The following is a 19,843-nucleotide window of genomic DNA, read 5'->3' on the forward strand; positions in this document are numbered from 1 at the left end:
AATTCTTTAACTAAGGCCTAAATTATAGGTCGCCTTCGTTTTCAGAAAGGAACTTAGCAACACCTTCAGGGCTTGCGTCCATACCTTTTTTGCCTTCAGTCCAACCAGCTGGACATACTTCACCGTGCTCGCTGTGGAACGCTAGCGCGTCAACCATGCGGATCATTTCGTCGATGTTACGGCCTAGAGGAAGGTCGTTAACTACTTGGTGACGTACGTTACCTTCTTCGTCGATAAGGAAAGAACCACGGAAAGCAACACCTGCTTCTGGGTGCTCAACATCGTATGCTTGACAGATTTCGTGTTTAACGTCTGCAACTAGTGCATATTTAACTTGACCAATACCACCGTCAGCAACGGCAGTGTTACGCCATGCATTGTGTGAGAATTGTGAATCGATAGAAACACCGATTACTTCAACTCCACGCTTTTGGAACTCTTCAAAACGCTTGTCGAAAGCGATTAACTCTGAAGGACAAACGAAAGTGAAGTCTAACGGGTAAAAGAAGATAACTGCTTTTTTACCTTTGATAGTTTCTTTTAGGTTGAAGTTTTCAACGATTTCACCGTTACCAAGAACAGCTGCTGCAGTAAAGTCTGGTGCCTGACGGCCAACTAATACACCCATTTTTATCTCCAAATATTTGAGTTTATTTCCAATTGCCTAAGCAATACTCACATAGATATGGTTACTAAAACGCAAAAACCAAGTGTAAGTATTGATAAATTGCAAGATAGTGTAATGAGGTTACAGACAAATGAACAATCGAAAAAAGCGATATGCCTAATCGGAAAAATTGATTTATTAAAATATTACGTAACTCTTGAAGCAAACAATCGCAAAGAGCTGCAAAATCAGCAGCTAAAATCTGATAAAATATGCCGAGCTAAGCAACTAGGTAGAAAAATGAAAGTTTTGATCACAGGTTCAGCAGGTCGGGTTGGCCGTGCAATTTATATCAAGTTAATGAGCAATTATAATGTCGTTGGGATGGATAAAGCGCCCTGCTCTACAGCTGACTTTGTGGGTGATATTCGTGACCAACACTTAATTCAGCGAGCTCTTCAAGACATCGACGTGATAATCCATACAGCCGCTTTACATGCCCCTCATGTTGATCTGCACTCTGACGACGATTTTTACACTATAAATGTGGAGGCGACAGAACAACTGGCACTGTTAGGTATAGAAGCAGGCGTAAAACAGTTTATTTTTACCAGCACCACAGCGCTCTATGGTTCAGCTTCAACGCCATTAGGTCAAGCGGGTTGGGTAAACGAGGATATTATTCCAAAGCCAAAATCCATTTACCATAAAACTAAAATTGCCGCCGAAGCCAAGCTTGAAGCTATTTCAGTAAAGCACAAATTACCAATCACAGTATTACAGATGTCTCGCTGTTTTCCTGAACCTGCAGATACGATGGCGCTATTTCGTAATAGCCGTGGCATCGACGCTCGCGATGTTGCCAATGCTCATTTATGTGCAATCGAGAAAAAACTAAGTGGTTTTAATCGCTTTATTATTTCAGGCGTTACGCCTTATTCAAAAAAAGATTGCCGGCCGCTTTATAAGCAAGCAGATAAAGTCATTATTGAAAAAATCCCAGCATTAGCAGATGCATTCAAGGAGCGAGGCTGGCTATTACCAACCAGTTTAGACCGAGTATACGATTCAACTAGAGCGCAGCAGCAACTTGGCTGGCATCCCAAACATGATTTTAATAGTGTTTTAGCAATGCTTGATGATGAAAGCGCTGAAGTACTCCCTGTGCTTAAAAGTAACTAACAAAAAACCCAGCTTTTAGCTGGGTTCTTAAATGAATATTAATTACGGTCGCTTAGTCCATGATATCTTCTGGCATATCACCACGAATTTGTTGCCAAATTTCACCTGTTTGATGACCATATTTACGCATCATTGAAATCGCACCGTCGTGTTCACGACGCTCTGCCAGCTCTGTTAAATCTTTATAAAATTGACGCGCTAATTCACGAGTTCGAGAATCAGAGAAGTAGTGGCAGCCAATTTTTGAGTAGAAACCTTTAAAGCCATTTAGGATAAGAACGTAAATGCGGTTATTACCCGCAACTGCTAATTCATGGTGAACTTTATAATCGTAATCAGCAAATGCTTGCGCACTGTCTTCTAGCTCTTCACTTTGCGATAAAATTTCAATTACACGCTCAGGAGCAAGCTTAATAGCCGCACGGGTATAAATTGCGCTGATATTTGTGCGTGCAGAAAGTAATTGATCTGTAAGCTCTGGCATTTTGTCTTCATCTAGTCGCGCTAGCGTTTCTAAAATGTTCAGGCCCGAGGTTTCCCAGAAGTTATTTACACGGGTAGGTTTACCGTGCTGAATCGTTAGCCAGCCATCACGGGCTAGACGTTGAAGTACTTCACGTAAGGTTGTACGTGTAACACCTATCAGCTCAGATAATTCACGCTCAGCTGGAAGAATTGAGCCAGGCGGAAAGTCACCATTCCAAATAGATTCAACAATGTATTCTTCAGCAAAACCTGCTGGGCTTTTCGCTTTAAAAATTCTCATTCACTTTCCACTTGAGTTAGCAACTACTTTTACCGCATTTGGTGTTCAACTCACTGATTGTACCAGATGATAAGCAACTAACAAGTAAACTAACTCGGCAGTACATAAAAATCTATAAGATCTAGTTAAATAAATGGCCTTTTGGATTAAAAGTACATCAAATAACAATACTATCGATATAATCAATTTCTATTTATTAACAATAATAACCAGCACTGATATAGGTATGGCCATGCAGCAGCGCGTTTTACCAGCTCTATTTAAAAATTTTTTAGGAACTTCACCAAAGTGGTACAAATACACCATTATTGCGTTTTTACTAATCAACCCGGTGTTATTTCAACTTAATCCTTATCTGGCAGGATGGGTATTAGTGTTAGAGTTTATTTTTACACTCGCCATGGCACTTAAATGTTACCCGCTACAACCGGGTGGTTTACTGGCAATTGAAGCCTTGTTTATCGGCATGACAACAGCAGGGCAAGTTGAACATGAGATAGTACAGAATATCGATGTGATCCTGTTACTTATCTTTATGGTTGCTGGTATCTATTTTATGAAAGACTTACTTTTATATATCTTTACAAAGCTGGTTGTTTCGGTACGAAGTAAAACCGTATTATCCCTGTCGTTTACGATAGCTGCCGCATTTTTATCTGCTTTTTTAGATGCGTTAACGGTGATGGCCGTTGTTATTGCCGTCGCGATGGGCTTTTACAGTATTTACCACAAGGTAGCATCAGGCAAAGACTCCAGCAGTGAGCATGATATTAATGACGATAACCAAGTACGTCCAGTCAATCGGCAAGAGCTTGAAGAGTTTCGTGCTTTTCTTCGTAATTTATTAATGCATGCATCCATAGGTACTGCCTTAGGTGGTGTATGTACTATGGTAGGCGAGCCGCAGAACTTGATCATTGCTGAGCGTGCAGGCTGGTTATTTGGCGAATTTTTCTTCCGAATGTTGCCTATTACTTTACCCGTTATGATTGCAGGTATTGCCACTACTTTCTTACTCGAAAAAACCAAAACCTTTGGTTACGGCGCAAAACTCCCTGCCCCCATCCACACAATTTTATCGGATCATGCTAAAAAGCTTGAGAAAAAACGCACCACACGCGACAAAGTGAACCTAGCGATTCAAGCTTTCATTGCTGTTTGGTTGATCATAGGTTTAGCCCTTCACTTAGCCACTGTTGGTTTAATTGGTTTGTCTGTTATTATTTTTGCCACGACAGTGCCGGTATTATTGAAGAGCACCAATTAGGTAAAGCATTTGAAGAAGCTCTACCATTCACAGCGTTACTTTGCGTATTCTTCTCAATTGTTGCAGTTATTATCGACCAGCATTTATTTACACCTGTGATCGCATGGGTACTTACTTTCGAAGGTCAGCTGCAACTGGTAATGTTCTTCATTGCCAACGGTATTCTGTCGATGGTCAGCGATAACGTGTTCGTGGGTACTGTGTATATCAATGAAGTGGCTGCTGCGTTACAGGCAGGTCAAATTACCCGTGATCAATTTGACCTATTAGCTGTGGCAATTAACACAGGTACTAATTTACCAAGTGTTGCTACGCCTAATGGACAAGCTGCCTTCTTATTCTTGCTTACATCAACATTAGCCCCTGTGTTAAGACTATCTTATGGACGCATGGTATACATGGCGCTACCTTATACCATAGTGTTGACGATTGTTGGCTTGAGCATGACCTTATTCAGCCTTTCAGATATGACTGACTTGCTGTATCAATGGGGCTTAATCAATCACCATAGCGGTGCGTTACCTGGCTCATTAGGTGGTCATTAAAACGATTATTTAAAACAAAACATTTGCAACCAAAAAGCCCGCTTGATGCGGGCTTTTTTGATAGAGCTCTTTTTTGCTAGATTAGCTGTTTAATCAAGCACTTTCGCGTCGTTTGCTTTGTTGAGTAAGCTGCGGCTTTGCGTTAAGAAATGTGCAGTTGCATCAGAGAAGTATTCTTTTGCATCAGCAAATGCGGCAATCAATGATGCTTTATCCCCTGCTTTTAGCTTTTCTAGCGTGTCTGCAAAAGTATCTTGGTAGTTGGCAAGCAGTGCTTCTACATCGTCGAATTGTGCTAACATTATGTCAGAGTAAAGCTCTGGCGATTGGGCAAATAAGCGCCCGACCATCATTAACTCTAACTGATAAATGGGTGATGAGCAGCTGCGAAGCTCTGCAAGTGTATGGCTTTGCTTGGCAAGAAACTGGCCATATACAAAAGTTGTTAAGTGACGCATAACCTGAATGATCTGCATTGCTTCATCGTGTTTTTTAGCATCCATTTCAACTACTTGGCAGCCCCAAACTTGTAGTTGTGCCATTAACCCTTTAGCTACTTCATGATCTCGCCCTTCACACACGACCACCGTTTGTTTTACCCAATGTGAAATATCTGGGCCAAACATGGGGTGTAAGCCAACTACAGGGCCGCTATGAGCCGCCATAAGTGCTTTTAAAGGTTTTTGCTTAACAGAGGTAATATCAACCAGCAAACAGTCATCATCAAGTGTCGGTAGCGCAGCGACAACTTGCTCAAGTGCATTAATTGGCACACTGACAAGAACCAATTTTGCCCCTTTTAATATCGTCTCACTTTGTGCTTGCTGTGCTTTATCTAAAATACGCACTTCATAACCTGAACGAGTAAATTGTTGAGCAAATAACTGGCCCATGGCACCTTCACCACCCACAATTACAATGGGTGATAATTGGGGTGCAACACAGGCAAGGCTACCTTGTTGGTTTTGATACGCTTCACGCATCATACGACGCAATATATCTTCAACTAACTCAGGGTTAACCCCTTGTGCGACAGCTTCTTGACGACGAGCTGCAAGTAACTCAGCCTCGCGATCTGGGGCATGTAATGGTGCACCGATTTGTTGCTTAATTGCGCCTATTTTTTCTGTAATCCCATTACGCTTTGCCAGTAATGCCACCAATTGCGCATCACATTCATCTATTCCTGCTCTTAAATCAGCTAGATCATTCACTGTTACCACGTTACTACACCTCAAACCCTATAAACGTAAATATTTATATACAAAAAAGTAAAGCTTTTAATACAAATTATAGTAACAGGATAACAGCCAAAGCACAAAGCCCCAACGTTCTTGTAGCATAGCTTATAAAGGGATAAATAGGAGTAAGTAGATAGGTTAGAAGGGAGTATTTCTCAGAGAGGTAAATTATTTTTGTGGTATAAAAACCAAAACGGGTTGCAACCTAAGGCTGCAACCCGTTTTATTTTGCGTTGTAAAACAGCGCGTATTAGTTAAGTTTTTCTCTAATACGTGCAGATTTACCAGAACGCTCACGTAGATAGTAAAGTTTCGCACGGCGAACTGCACCGCGACGTTTAACTGAGATACTATCGATAAGAGGGCTGTGCGTTTGGAATACACGCTCAACACCTTCACCGCTCGAGATTTTACGAACTGTGAATGCTGAGTGAAGACCACGATTACGCTTAGCGATTACAACACCTTCAAAGGCCTGTAGACGCTCTTTGTTACCTTCTTTTACACGTACCTGTACAACTACTGTATCACCAGCGCCGAATGCTGGTACGTCTGTTTTAAGCTGCTCTTCTTCAAGCGCTTTAATAATATTTTGGTTTACTTTTGCCATTATATTTCTCACTTTCCTAGGTGTAACTGTCTTCTAGCCACAAGCTTGTTGGTACTCTTGCTGAAATTCAGCAAGGAGTGCCGCTTGCTCCTCAGTCAGAGCTAGGTTATGCAACAAGTCAGGACGACGAAGCCAAGTTCTACCAAGTGATTGCTTTGTGCGCCACTTAGCGATTTCTTGGTGGTTTCCGCTGAGTAATACAGCAGGCACCTGTTTATCATCCAATGTCTCTGGCCGTGTATAGTGAGGACAATCAAGCAAGCCATTCGAAAATGAATCCTGCTCAGCTGACTGGTTATGACCTAACACCCCTGGTACTAATCGTGCTACTGCATCAATTAGCGTCATCGCGGGTAGCTCACCACCACTTAAAATAAAATCACCAATTGACCATTCTTCGTCAACGTATGATTCTATGATTCGCTCATCTATACCTTCATAGCGACCTGCAATTAAAATCAGCTTTTCTGATTGTGCAAGCTCGCTTGCACCTTGCTGATCTAATTTGCGCCCTTGCGGGGACATATAAATTACTTTTGCACCATCACCTGCCGCTTTTTTGGCGTCAAGGATAGCTTGTTTCAATGGTTCAACCATCATTAACATGCCAGGACCGCCCCCGTAAGGACGATCATCCACGGTTCTATGCTTATCAGTGGCATAGTCACGTGGGTTCCAACAGTTAAAGTCGATTAGACCATTTTTAACTGCGCGACCTGTTACCCCTTGGGTGGTAATCGCATCAAACATGTCCGGGAAAAGGCTTATCACCCCTACCCATAGCGAACTCGTTTGTGACATTAAAACCCTGGGTCCCAGTCTACGGTAATTTCTCTTGCATCATGTTTAACTTCTTTAATAACAGAATCTGTTAAGAAAGGAATTAAACGCTCTGCTTGGCCAAATGCATCTTTTTTGTTTGCTTTCACAACCAAAACGTCATTTGACCCTGTCTCCATTAGGTCATCAACAGTGCCTAAGTTATAACCTTTATCAGTTATAACAGACATGCCGATCAGATCTCGCCAATAGAATTCACCTTGCGGTAATTCTGGTAGCTGCGCTGCATCTACTGAGATTTCTGCATTGGTTAAAGCCATTGCTTCGTCTCGGTCGTTTACTTGCGCAACTTTAGCGATAAAGCCTTTGTTGTGGCGACGCCAGTCGACCACTTCTAAGGTCTGCCATTTACCTTGTTGCCCTATCAACCATGGGCTGAAATCGAAGATCCCTTCGGGATCATCAGTAAATGAATGCACCTTAAGCCAGCCCTTTATACCATACGGGGCACCGAGCTTTCCTACTGTAATATACGAGGTGTTCTCTTGACTCATGGTTACTCTTACGCCTATTAAGCCGCTTTACGAGCGTCTTTAACTAACTTAGCTACGCGATCTGAAAGAGATGCGCCTTGACCTACCCAGTGATCAACACGAGATAAATCTAAACGTACTTTTTCTTCCTGACCAGAAGCGATTGGGTTAAAGAAACCTACTTTCTCGATGAAGCGACCGTCACGCGAGAAACGGCTATCCGCAACCACAATTTGATAGAAAGGGCGTTTTTTAGCGCCACCACGTTGCAAACGAATAGTTACCATACCGTCCTCTACATTAGATTGACTGTTTTCATTAATAAGATTTACTCCCCAATACGGGAAGCTGGGGAATTGTACGAGTTTTTTGCAACATTGCAAGTAAGAACTGCTGCAAAATGTAAGTTTAGTTGATTAAACACTGATCTGGGCTTTAAATCTTACATGCAGCTAACAACTACGCATAAATTATCTACAAAAAAAGGAGCTATATGCTCCTTTTTATACATTTAATAGACAGTACTATTAAAATTTAGGGCCACCACCCATCATCCCTGGTGGTAACATGCCTTTCATGCCGCGCATCATTTTCTTCATGCCACCTTTGCCTTTCATCTTCTTCATCATCTTCTGCATTTGCGTAAATTGCTTAAGCAGTTTATTGATTTCTTGCACCTGAGTACCAGAACCTGCCGCAATACGTTTTTTACGCGAGCCTTTGATGATTTCAGGACGGGCACGCTCTTTTGGCGTCATAGAGTTGATGATGGCTTCCATTTGTACGAAAGTTTTATCACCCATCTGGGTCCTTTTACAGCGTCTGGTAGGTTTTGCATACCTGGCAGCTTATCAAGCATCGACATCATACCGCCCATGTTCTTCATCTGACGAAGTTGCTCAGCAAAGTCATCTAATGTGAAGCCATCACCTTTAAATACTTTTTCGGCAACTTTAGCTGCTTTCTCTTTATCTACTTTCATTTCGACTTCTTCGATTAATGAAAGTACATCACCCATACCTAGGATACGAGAAGCAATACGGTCAGGGTGGAATGGTTCAAGAGCATCAGTGCGTTCACCCACACCCATAAACTTAATTGGCTTACCGGTAATATGACGAATCGATAATGCAGCACCACCACGGGCATCACCATCGGTCTTGGTTAAGATCACACCACTTAGAGGAAGCGCCTCATCAAATGCTTTTGCAGTGTTTGCCGCATCTTGACCTGTCATCGCATCAACAACGAATAAGGTTTCGATTGGGTTAATCGCACTGTGAAGTGCTTTGATCTCGTCCATCATGTCGTTATCGACGTGTAAACGACCTGCGGTATCAACTAATACCACATCAATGAATTTCTTCTTCGCGTGCGAAATCGCATTGTTTGCGATATCAACCGGCTTTTGTGAAATGTCACTTGGGAAGAACTCAACACCCACTTCATCAGCCAGTGTTTCAAGCTGTTTGATTGCTGCCGGACGATAAACGTCGGCACTCACAACTAATACAGACTTCTTTTTACGCTCTTTTAAGAATTTAGCTAGTTTACCAACACTGGTCGTTTTACCAGCACCTTGTAAACCCGCCATCATCACTACCGCTGGCGGCTGTGCATTAAGGCTTAGCTCTTCGTTAGCTTCACCCATGGCTTTTTCAAGTTCTTCACGAACGATCTTAATAAAGACTTGGCCAGGGCTTAAGCTTTTTGTTACCTCAACACCTACGGCGCGTTCTTTAACTTGCTTAACGAATTCACGAACAACAGGTAATGCAACGTCCGCTTCCAAAAATGCCATGCGGACTTCGCGTAATGTATCTTTTATATTGTCTTCAGTTAGGCGTCCGCGACCACTGATATTTTTTAAGGTTTTACCTAAGCGTTCTTGGAGATTCTCAAACATGTAAAGGTTCCGATAAAACGTGTTGCACCTGCAATGTACATAAATCAAACAAGTTTGGTGACAATACAGGCAATATTAAAATTTAATTCCTAGCAGTATACCGTAAATGGTGGTCGACAATACAGTGTTCAAGTGCGCAGTTTGAGTTTCTTTTTACAAACTCTATGCTTTTGCCTTGCTATAAAATACAATGGCATCAAAGAGACAAGGATTTATCGATATAAATTAAGTGGCCAAAACACGATGATTATTAGTTTAACTATTATTGCTAGTTTGTTTTATGTGTTAGCAACGTCACATGTGCTATCACGCCTTTTTCACAAACAAGGTCCAAGCCAAAAACTCACAGTCATTCTTAGCACTGTGGCTATCCTTGCTCATATGCTATTACTGGTTAATTCAGTTTTTCGTGCTGACGGCCAAGATTTAAGTATCGTCAACGTTGCTTTATTAACCTGTTGGGTCATTGTGGTGTCGGTAACTGCTGTGTCTCTCAAATTCCCTGCGACTTTATTGTTGCCAGTTGTGTATGGTTTTGCTGCCTTACTGACTCTTGCCAGCTTGTTTATTCCGCATCATGTGATTTTGCAATCAATCAATGTCGAGCTTGGGTTAGTTACTCACATATCCTTATCACTGCTAGCCTATTGTGTTTTGATAATCTCAACACTTTATGCAGTCCAGTTCTACTTTATTGATAAGCGCCTCAAACGCAAAGACTTGGCAATTGTACACAGCCACCTCCCTCCTTTAATGGTGGTTGAGCGTCAGCTATATCAATTACTCACGCTGGGTACTATCTTACTGACTTTTGCTCTCCTTTCTGGGTTTATCTTCTTAGAGGGAATGTTTGCCAGTGAGTTTATCCACAAAACAGTCTTATCACTAATTGCTTGGCTCATTTTCACCGTGGTCACTGTAGGTCATTTACGCCAAGGCTGGCGTGGAAAGCCTGTGGTGTTTTCGATCATGATAGCCGCTTTTATCTTGTCACTTGCTTATTTTGGCAGCCGTTTCATCCAAGAAGTGGTTCTAAATAAGTTTTAACTTGACTCAGCAAGCTGTCTCTAGCTTAATATGCACTGATTTATAAAAAAAGGATCCATCCTTGGACGACATATCGACTAGTACCCTGTTTATTATATTGGGATTATTGATACTTATTTCTGCTTATTTTTCTGGTTCTGAAACTGGAATTATGTCAATCAACCGTATTCGCCTGCGTCATCTTGCTAAAGAAGATCACCGTGCAGCGAAGCGCGTCAGCAAACTATTAAGTCGCCCTGACAGACTCATTGGTCTGATCTTAATTGGTAATAACCTTGTAAATATCGCTGCAGCACAGGTTGCAACGATTATTGGTATTCGTTTGTATGGTGATCTCGGTATCGCTATTGCAACCGGCGCGCTAACGCTGGTTGTTTTAATCTTTGCCGAAGTAACGCCAAAAACACTTGCTGCGCTCTACCCAGAGAAGGTTGCTTTTCCAAGTTCAATTGTGCTTAAAGGCCTTTTGAAAATCCTTTTCCCGTTTGTGGTTATCGTAAACTGGATGACTAACGGCATGTTACGCTTGTTTGGTATTACCACAGCACAAATTGAAGAGCACAGCTTAAGCAAAGAAGAATTAAAAACTGTGGTGAACGAATCAGGTGCACTATTACCTGCTCGCCACCAAAGTATGCTGACTTCAATTTTAGATTTAGAGCAAGTCACTGTTGAAGATATCATGATCCCACGCAACGAAATTGTTGCTATCGATATCAATGATGACTGGAAGCTTATCAGCCGCCAACTTACTCATGCACAACACACTCGCGTTTTGTTGTATCGTGATCAAATTGATGATGCTGTTGGCTTTATTCACTCACGTGATGCACTGCGCCTATTAACTAAAGAGCAGTTTGATAAACCATCACTACTGCGTGCAGTACGTGAAATTTACTTTATCCCTGAAGGCACATCACTGAACACGCAACTACTTAAGTTCCAGCAATCAAAAGAGCGTATTGGCTTAGTCGTGGATGAGTATGGTGATATTCAAGGTCTAGTAACACTTGAAGATATTCTTGAAGAAGTTGTGGGTGATTTCACTACAACTCAAACGCGTACACCGAGTGAAGAAGTAACAGAGCAAGATGATGGCTCAGTACTTGTTGATGGCGGTGCTAATATTCGTGATTTAAATAAAGAAATGGGTTGGGAGCTACCGATTGATGTCCGAAAACGCTAAGTGGTTTAATTGTTGAATACTTAGAGGACATCCCTGACTCAAACCTAAGCTTGCGTATTGCCGGCTACCCTATTGAAGTTATTGAGATAAAAGAAAATATGGTGAAGTTAGTTAAAGTTATTCCAAGTAAACGCACTGACTGACTGCTAACTAAACTTAAACAAAAGGAGTAGCTTACTACTCCTTTTTGTTACTTATAGCTTAATTACCTCTGAAGATTCACATTTTAAAAGCTAACCCGCACAACCAAACACAAATTCCTCTACTATTATTTTCTTTTGCATATATTGATATAAAAGGGAAAATAATGGACGAAATATCAATCGAGAAAATCTATAACCAAGCCATTGAATTACTGATGCTTTACGGGCCGAAGTTTATTCTGGCAATTTTGGTTCTAATCATAGGTTGGTGGCTAATTGGTCGTATTGCCAATATGGCTGAAAAATCAATGAATAAGGTCAAATTCGAAGTTGGCCTTACGCACTTTTTAGTCTCTTTTATCTCAGTCATTCTAAAAATACTATTACTGATCTCTGTTGCTTCGATGATTGGTATAGAGACCACGTCATTTATTGCAATGCTAGGTGCTGCTGGCCTTGCGGTGGGCATGGCACTGCAAGGTAGCCTTGCTAACTTTGCAGGTGGCGTGCTTATTTTATTCTTTAAACCTTTTAAAGTGGGTGATGTAATCGAAGCACAAGGCTATATGGGGAAAGTTGTTGAAATACAAATTTTTGTCACCGTTTTACTCACCTACGACAATGAAAAAATCATTATCCCTAATGGCACGCTATCAAACGGCTGCGTTAAGAATAAGTTCGCAGAACCTCTACACCGTGTTGCAATCGAATTTGGTATTAGTTACGGAGATGATGTTCATAAAGCACGTGATGTGCTTATGAGCGTGCTTGATGATTATGATTTGGTATTAAAAGACATTGAAGATAAGAAACCATCTGTTCATGTTAGCCAGCATGGTGAAAGCCATATTGGCATGTTGGTATGGGCGTGGGTGGAGTCTGATAACTACTGGCCAGTGTATTTTGGCTTGTACGAGCGAGTTAAAATTGCCTTCGACGCTGCAGATATCACTATCCCATTCCCGCAAAGGGATGTTCATATTCACCAGTTTCCTGGTAAATAACGAAAAAAAGCCCGCTAATTGATGCGGGCTTTTTATTTATGTATTAACTAAATAAACGCTCAAACCAGTTCTTATCTAAATCTGCTTCACATTTTTTAAGTTGAGCGCCATAGCGGCTTGCTCGATGTTTAACTTTATTTGCAACACTCATTAGCCACTTCTTACTTTTGTAAGTGCCTCGCTTATAGCCGCCCCACCCTTCATGATAATTAAGGTACTGCGCATAGGCATCCCACTTTGATATACCATTTACTTTATGGGTTTTGTAAACGAACCAAGCCATAAAATCGATTGCATCGTCAAAATCATCTCTGTCTGCACCGCTATTACCTGTTTCGCGAATGTAATCAGACCATGTTGGGGTTTTTGCTTGTGAGTAGCCATATGCCGAGCTGGCACGACCATTGGAATTACCCACAAGAAGTACTCCATTGGCGGCGCTGCATCATGACGAAATGAACTTTCTTGATACATCATGCTCATCAGTACATGTTTTGGCGAGCCCCATTTTTCTTGTGCATCACGGGCATCGTAATACCAATCGGGTTTTTCTTCAAAAATTTTACAAATATCATGAGGTTGCTCAGGAGGAGCCGTTGCACAACCAGCCAATGATGCGGCCAGCGATAAAATAATTATACTTTTTTTCATTTTTTTTATGGATCTCGCTGAACTTTTTCTCGTCAGGTCAGTCTGAACTTATGAATGCAGCAGTATAGCATTGTTTCATCCCTGAAGAATCTTTGACGCAGCCTCCCTAGGCTGCGTTTTTTTATGCCTACAACATACTAAGCTTTAGAAAAATAGTCATCTAAAAATGCAGTGAAAGATACACTGTCTGCCGCTTTAACTTCTCGCTCTTTAAGCACGGAGTCAGCCGCTTGCTCTGCCAAAAATGCTTGATCATAAAATTGGTAATCTGCATCAAGGTGACTTTGCTTGTACTGCTGTGCAAGTGCTAAAGCGAAATGACCATTATCCTGGTTTTCATTTGCAAGTGCTGCTACATATCTACCAGAAAAGGTTTTACTAGGATCCTCGACCCAGGTTACCATTTCTTTTATAGTTTCAGAGTAACAGCTCACACCGTAAGCTTTATCCATGTACTGTGCTACTGGGTGTAATTTATCAAAAATAGCATGCGCCCACTCAGTTAAGCTAGTAGCCCGCCCCTCTTTTGTTAACATTAACTCTGGATCACGACCATCATTAACGACCGCATCTAAATTTGCAGTACTTAATTTTTGCTCTTGCCAATCCATTTCTGGAGATTCGCTTAATAAGCAATAGGTTAAGAAAACATCTAAGAAACGGATTTGCTGTAGATCAATTCCAGTTTCACTAAACGGATTAACATCCAATGCACGTACTTCTATATATTCTATACCGCCACGTAACAACGCATCAGTCGGTGTTTCACCCGAAGCTGCATTACGCTTAGGACGAATTGGCGAGTAAAACTCGTTTTCGATTTGAAGTATGTTTTTGTTTAACTGCTTTGGTTCGGCACTTTTATAATCATCAAGATGACCATACAAATCCGAAGATAAGTGGATTGCTTCTTTTAACCCAGCCACATATTCTTCTAATGAGTTATACATAACACGTAAAGACGATTGTGCACTATTTGTGTAACCAAGATTTCCCAGACGTAGTGCTGTACCGACTTCTAAATAAAGCGTGCCTTTACCTAATTTTTTAAAGGGTAAATCTGTTTCACGCCCTTGTAGAAACGAATTACACAAAGCCGGTGAAGCACCAAACAAATAACTGATAAGCCAAAGCTCACGCTTAAAATTGCGGATCAGGCCTAAATAACCTTGTGATATAAAGTCCGACAAGCTTACTTTACTTTCATTTAGCTGATATAAGCTCTGCCATAAGGTTTCAGGAAATGAAATATTAAAGTGAACACCAGCAATCGCTTGCATCATACTGCCATAACGATTTTTAAGGCCTTCACGATAAAGTGTTTTCATACGCCCTATATTTGAATCACCAAACTGCGCCAATACAATGTCGTCTTGATGCTCAATAAAACATGGCATACTAATCGGACATAGAAGTTCATCATTCATATGTGACAATGTGAACTTTTGTAAGTCTTTTAGCTGGGCTAGGGTTTGCTCAGCTGATGTGCTCACTGGAGTGATAAATTCTAGCAAAGATTCAGAAAAGTCAGTCGTGATATGCTCATTAGTTAACGCACTCCCCACGCCTTTTGGATGCCCCAGCTTTGATATGTGACCACTTGGTTTGATCCTTAAAGCTTCTCGCTCGATACCACGTTTAATCCCATTAATTGCGTTAGGAAATTGAGCTGTTAACGCTGCTAGCGTTTTATTTAAATCATGTTTTATCAAAAATGCTTCCTCGAGCCAGGTGGCTTTAATCCTAAGTGTATGGGGGCTAAAAATAATTACTCAAGAGCCAATTATAAGTTTCTGAAAAGTCCTTACACTGAAAGTTAATCTTGCCACTGTAAGTCATATTATACAATTGCTTTAGTGACCGCTGTGGCGAGTATAAATTTTATTAGTGCAAACAAAGACCGAAACAAGATAACAATTCTTTCATCCAATACTAAAGAACTAGAGCAACCATATTTTTTCTGCTTCGTTATTGTTCTAGATCAATTCTCTTAAACAATTTTTAAAAGTTTAACAAAAATCAATCCTCAAGCTCTTCCCTTACATTTTTCTGAGTTTATAATCCGCGCACCATAAAAAAGTATATTTCAAGGACTCATATGCGTCGTGGGCAAGAAATCATTAATCAGGAAGTAACATACTCTGACAATCAAGAGCTTGTCTCTACCACTGACTTACGTGGTGTTATCACATACGTAAATAAGGAATTTTGTGCTATTGCTGGTTACAGCGAAGAAGAACTTCTCGGAAAAAACCATAACATAGTTCGCCACCCAGATATGCCTAAAGCGGCATTTAAAGAAATGTGGGAAAAACTAAAACAAGGTCACTCTTGGCGTGGCATGGTGAAGAACCGCTGCAAAGATGGTCGCTACTATTGGGTCGATGCGTTCGTAACGCCAATTTACGAACATGGGCAGTTAGTTGGCTATCAATCTGTACGTACCAAACCAACTGAGCAATTAAAGAGTCGTGCAAAAGCGCTCTACACTAAAATTAATGATGGTAAATCAATCGCATCATTGCGTGAGAATATTTCACTAAGACAAATAGTATCAGCTATTTTATTAGTTGCAGGTATTGTTGCTTTAGCTGTGGCCGCGTCATGGATGATTGCTTTAGCCGCATGTGCGCTTATAGCGCTACTTTTTGCTCTAAATTATGACGAACTGGTTGTTACGCCTAGCCATTTAAAGCAGCAACGTGCAGAGTTTGATTCAGTATCAAGGTATGTCTATTCAGGATCACATCCATTTAGCATTGCTGCCTTTAATCAGCAAATGCTGTTTGCAAAGCTCAGAACGGTGCTCGGTCGTGTTAAAGACTCTACTTACTCATTTAAAAATATTGCCACCAGCTTAGATAAACAATCGTCACTAACTGAGCAAGGCATTGCTGCACAAAGTCAACGTTTGAGTGATATTGCCACAGCAATGACGCAAATGAGTGCAACGATTGGCGAAATTTCTGCTAATACTCATCATACAGCTGATAAGGTTAAGACAACTTATCAAAGCTGTAACGATATCAAACTGCATATTGAAGACAACAGTAGCATGGTGTCTGATCTAGCTAACCAAGTAGAGCAAGCTGCCACTACTGCTAACTCTCTTGCTAGTGAAGCTGACAAAATAGGCCAAGTAATGAGTGAGATTGAAGGCATTGCTGAACAAACAAACTTATTAGCGCTGAATGCAGCAATTGAAGCAGCACGTGCAGGTGAGCATGGCCGTGGTTTTGCAGTTGTAGCAGATGAAGTACGCGCACTTTCTTCACGTACTCAAAATGCAACTTCGCAAATTCACAGCTCAATTAAAGAAATTCAAGATACTTTATTTAGCTGGTCTAAAGTGATGCAATCAACTAAAGCGCAAGCAGATAGTTGTGTTGATACGACTGCTCACACTCAAACTGAGCTAGCGAGCATCTTCGCGCAAATTGATGAAATATCAGGCCTTGCGACTGAGATATCGACGGCTGCTGAGGAACAACAAGTTGTCAGCACCGATATTCGCGAAAATGTAGAAAGCATAAAAGGACACAGCGAAGAGAACTTAAAGCTTAGCTACAATGTGGCTAAAGATGCAGCGGGGCTTGTTGAAGGCTCACGCAAAGTTAACGATATGCTGTTAACCTTTAAAGTTTAAAGCTGATTAATACAAAAAAGCCGCATCATAAATGATGCGGCTTTTGTTTTTTAGGCTAATTAACGACTCGAGAATACAAGTCCATTCTCATCAGCATCAATATGAATGATGGCACCTGGCTGGTAATCCCCGCCTAATAATCGCTGTGCTAATGGGTTTTCAATGGTATGTTGAATAGCACGTTTTAAAGGCCTTGCACCATACACAGGATCAAAACCACTTTCTGCGATGCGGTCTAAAGCTGCATCTGTAACTTCAAGAATGTAGCCTTTTTCAGTTAATCGCTCACGTAGCTTACTTAACTGAATATCAGCAATTTCTTTAATGTGCTCATTAGCAAGTGGGTGGAATACCACGGTTTCGTCGATGCGGTTAATAAATTCAGGGCGGAACTGACTGACCAATACACCCATCACTTTTTCTTTCAACCCGGCATAATCATTTGAACCCGCTTGCTCTTGGATAATATCTGAACCCAAGTTAGAGGTCATGATGATCACCGTATTTTTAAAATCAACGGTGCGACCCTGACCATCTGTTAAGCGGTCATCATCAAGCACTTGCAGTAAGATGTTAAATACATCAGGGTGCGCTTTTTCGACCTCATCCAATAAAATGACTGAATACGGACGACGGCGTACAGCTTCAGTTAAATAGCCGCCCTCTTCATAGCCAACATAACCCGGAGGTGCACCCACTAAACGTGCCACCGAGTGTTTCTCCATAAACTCCGACATATCAATGCGCACCATGGCATCTTCAGTGTCAAACATAAAGCTGGCTAGTGCTTTTGTCAGCTCAGTTTTACCCACCCCTGTTGGGCCTAGGAATAGAAATGAACCGATTGGGCGATTTGGATCAGCAAGCCCAGCGCGAGAGCGACGAATTGCATTCGCAACAGCGACAACGGCTTCATCTTGACCAATCACTTTGTGATGTAATTGATCTTCCATTTGCAGTAGTTTTTCACGTTCACCTTGCAGCATTTTCGATACCGGAATGCCTGTCCAGCGCGATAAAATCTCCGCAATTTCGTCTTCACCTACTTGGTTTTTAAGCAAGCTCATTTCTTGCATTTCAGCTTGCGAAGCAAGGTCGAGTTTACGCTCAAGCTCAGGTATACGACCATATTGTAGTTCAGACATGCGCTGTAAATCACTAGCACGACGTGCCACTTCTAAATCAAGGCGCGCTTGCTCAAGCTCAGCTTTAATAACTTGCGTGCCTTGCAATGAGGCCTTCTCGGCATTCCACACTTCGTCTAGCTCGCGGTATTGAGCTTCAAGTTCAGTGATCAGCTCTTGCATTTCGGTGCGGCGCTTTTGACTCGCTTCGTCTTTTTCTTTCGCCAGCGCATTGTCTTCCAGTTTTAACTGAATAATACGACGTTCTAGCTTATCTAAAGACTCTGGTTTTGAGTCAATTTGCAAACGAATTGAAGAACCCGCTTCGTCAATTAAATCGATTGCTTTATCTGGTAGTTGGCGATCGCTAATGTAACGGTGCGACAACTGCGCCGCAGCAACAATAGCCGGATCGGTAATATCAACTGAGTGATGCAGCTCATAACGCTCTTTTAAACCACGTAAAATCGCAATGGTGTCTTCAACCGATGGTTCATCAACAAACACTTTTTGGAAACGACGCTCAAGTGCCGCATCTTTTTCGATGTATTGACGATACTCATCAAGGGTTGTGGCACCCACGCAATGTAACTCACCACGGGCAAGTGCAGGCTTTAACATATTACCCGCATCCATTGCTCCGTCTGTTTTACCTGCGCCTACCATAGTATGAATTTCATCAATAAAAAGGATGACTTGACCTTCTTCTTTGGCAAGTTCATTCAATACTGATTTTAAACGCTCTTCAAATTCACCACGGTATTTAGCACCCGCAACCAAAGCACCTAAATCAAGCGATAATACTCGCTTGTTTTTTAAGCCTTCAGGTACTTCTCCATTGATAATTCGTTGCGCAAGGCCTTCGGCAATTGCCGTTTTACCTACACCCGGCTCACCAATTAACACCGGATTATTTTTAGTACGGCGTTGTAATACTTGGATAGTACGACGAATTTCGTCATCACGATAATAACGGGGTCAAGCTTACCTTGCTCTGCTCGCTCAGTTAAATCGATGGTGAATTTTTTTAATGCCTGACGAGTTTCTTCAGCATTTGGATCTTCTACTTTTTGGCCGCCACGAATGGCTTCAATTGCAGATTCAATCTTGCTAGAAGTAATATTCAGTGCTTTAAAAATTTCGCCTAATGGACCTTTATCATCACACGCGGCAAGGACAAATAACTCACTCGAAATGAATTTATCTTTTCGTTTTTGAGCGTATTTATCACATAAGTTAATTAACGAAATCAGGTTATTTGACAGCTGAACATCGCCACCAATGCCTTCAACTTTAAACAGTTTTTCGATTTCTTGAGATAACTTGGTATTTAACTCATCAGCACTGACACCTGCTTGTGCAAGTAGCGCACGCACGCTTGAACCATTTTGCTGAAGCAATGAATACATTAAATGCACAGGCTCAATAAATTGATGATCGCGCCCAAGTGCTAATGACTGCGCATCTGAAAGCGCAGATTGAAATTTACTTGTAAATCTATCTAAACGCATAAAGGGTTTACCTATTAAAAAATCTAATTGCTTAATTAATGGGTATGCTTAGTGATTTGTTCAAGTAAAAGAAGAAAATTTAATCGTATAAAAG

General features: G+C 41.3%; 12 protein-coding genes and 5 pseudogenes. 6 read left to right on the plus strand and 11 right to left on the minus strand.

The genetic code is table 11. The features are described from left to right. Positions 1-22: 22 nt before the first annotated feature. Positions 23-628, minus strand: a complete 606-nt coding sequence (locus ACRWSG_RS03135) for a peroxiredoxin C (protein WP_054551729.1) — start codon at positions 626-628, stop codon at positions 23-25. A 279-nt stretch (positions 629-907) separates the two neighbouring features. On the opposite strand from ACRWSG_RS03135, the gene ACRWSG_RS03140 reads away from it, so the two are divergent. Further along, positions 908-1,789, plus strand: coding sequence for an NAD-dependent epimerase/dehydratase family protein (locus ACRWSG_RS03140; RefSeq protein WP_462166886.1), 882 nt, complete (start codon positions 908-910; stop codon positions 1,787-1,789). Positions 1,790-1,841: 52 nt separating this feature from the next. Here ACRWSG_RS03140 and fadR read toward each other — a convergent pair whose 3' ends face one another. Further along, on the minus strand, positions 1,842-2,555 hold the full coding sequence (fadR, locus tag ACRWSG_RS03145; protein WP_054561887.1) for a fatty acid metabolism transcriptional regulator FadR: 714 nt from the start codon (positions 2,553-2,555) through the stop codon (positions 1,842-1,844). Positions 2,556-2,787: 232 nt separating this feature from the next. Here fadR and nhaB point away from each other — a divergent pair. Then, positions 2,788-4,367: pseudogene (gene nhaB / locus ACRWSG_RS03150) on the plus strand (sodium/proton antiporter NhaB). Between the two features lie 89 nt (positions 4,368-4,456). Here nhaB and tyrA read toward each other — a convergent pair. The 6 genes and pseudogenes from tyrA to ffh form a co-directional block, all read right to left on the minus strand. After that, a complete protein-coding gene (gene tyrA, locus ACRWSG_RS03155; protein WP_138601546.1) occupies positions 4,457-5,590 on the minus strand; it encodes a bifunctional chorismate mutase/prephenate dehydrogenase in 1,134 nt (377 codons plus the stop codon). Between the two features lie 268 nt (positions 5,591-5,858). Next, positions 5,859-6,218: a 50S ribosomal protein L19 gene (gene rplS / locus ACRWSG_RS03160; RefSeq protein ID WP_054551733.1), complete on the minus strand. Its 360-nt coding sequence runs from the start codon at positions 6,216-6,218 to the stop codon at positions 5,859-5,861. A gap of 33 nt (positions 6,219-6,251) precedes the next feature. Beyond that, on the minus strand, positions 6,252-7,019 hold the full coding sequence (trmD, locus tag ACRWSG_RS03165) for a tRNA (guanosine(37)-N1)-methyltransferase TrmD (protein ID WP_054551734.1): 768 nt from the start codon (positions 7,017-7,019) through the stop codon (positions 6,252-6,254). After that, positions 7,019-7,552, minus strand: coding sequence for a ribosome maturation factor RimM (gene rimM, locus ACRWSG_RS03170; protein WP_054551735.1), 534 nt, complete (start codon positions 7,550-7,552; stop codon positions 7,019-7,021). The genes trmD and rimM overlap by 1 nt, the downstream gene beginning before the upstream one ends. Before the next feature lie 17 nt (positions 7,553-7,569). Beyond that, the gene (gene rpsP, locus ACRWSG_RS03175; protein WP_054551736.1) at positions 7,570-7,818 is read right to left on the minus strand and encodes a 30S ribosomal protein S16; all 249 of its coding nucleotides are present in this window, start codon (positions 7,816-7,818) and stop codon (positions 7,570-7,572) included. Between the two features lie 240 nt (positions 7,819-8,058). Beyond that, a pseudogene (gene ffh / locus ACRWSG_RS03180) lies at positions 8,059-9,437 on the minus strand (signal recognition particle protein). Between the two features lie 243 nt (positions 9,438-9,680). Between ffh and ACRWSG_RS03185 the strand changes: the two are divergent. The 3 genes and pseudogenes from ACRWSG_RS03185 to ACRWSG_RS03195 all read left to right on the plus strand — a co-directional run bounded on the left by ACRWSG_RS03185 (position 9,681) and on the right by ACRWSG_RS03195 (position 12,817). Beyond that, the gene (locus ACRWSG_RS03185; RefSeq protein WP_462165591.1) at positions 9,681-10,484 is read left to right on the plus strand and encodes a cytochrome C assembly family protein; all 804 of its coding nucleotides are present in this window, start codon (positions 9,681-9,683) and stop codon (positions 10,482-10,484) included. A 61-nt stretch (positions 10,485-10,545) separates the two neighbouring features. Next, positions 10,546-11,813 (plus strand): annotated as a pseudogene (locus tag ACRWSG_RS03190) (HlyC/CorC family transporter). Positions 11,814-11,977: 164 nt separating this feature from the next. Next, positions 11,978-12,817 carry a mechanosensitive ion channel family protein gene (locus ACRWSG_RS03195; protein ID WP_138601540.1) on the plus strand — a complete coding sequence of 280 codons (840 nt, stop codon included), beginning with the start codon at positions 11,978-11,980 and terminating at the stop codon, positions 12,815-12,817. A 43-nt stretch (positions 12,818-12,860) separates the two neighbouring features. Here ACRWSG_RS03195 and ACRWSG_RS03200 read toward each other — a convergent pair. Next, a pseudogene (locus tag ACRWSG_RS03200) lies at positions 12,861-13,468 on the minus strand (transglycosylase SLT domain-containing protein). A 137-nt stretch (positions 13,469-13,605) separates the two neighbouring features. Then, positions 13,606-15,180: a glutamate--cysteine ligase gene (gene gshA / locus ACRWSG_RS03205; protein ID WP_462165592.1), complete on the minus strand. Its 1,575-nt coding sequence runs from the start codon at positions 15,178-15,180 to the stop codon at positions 13,606-13,608. Positions 15,181-15,566: 386 nt separating this feature from the next. On the opposite strand from gshA, the gene ACRWSG_RS03210 reads away from it, so the two are divergent. Continuing rightward, on the plus strand, positions 15,567-17,114 hold the full coding sequence (locus ACRWSG_RS03210; protein ID WP_462165593.1) for a methyl-accepting chemotaxis protein: 1,548 nt from the start codon (positions 15,567-15,569) through the stop codon (positions 17,112-17,114). 59 nt (positions 17,115-17,173) lie between these two features. Here the strand turns inward: ACRWSG_RS03210 and clpB are convergent. Then, positions 17,174-19,749, minus strand: a pseudogene (gene clpB, locus ACRWSG_RS03215) (ATP-dependent chaperone ClpB). Between the last annotated feature and the right edge of the window lie 94 nt (positions 19,750-19,843).

Source organism: Pseudoalteromonas sp. GB43, from assembly GCF_054923805.1.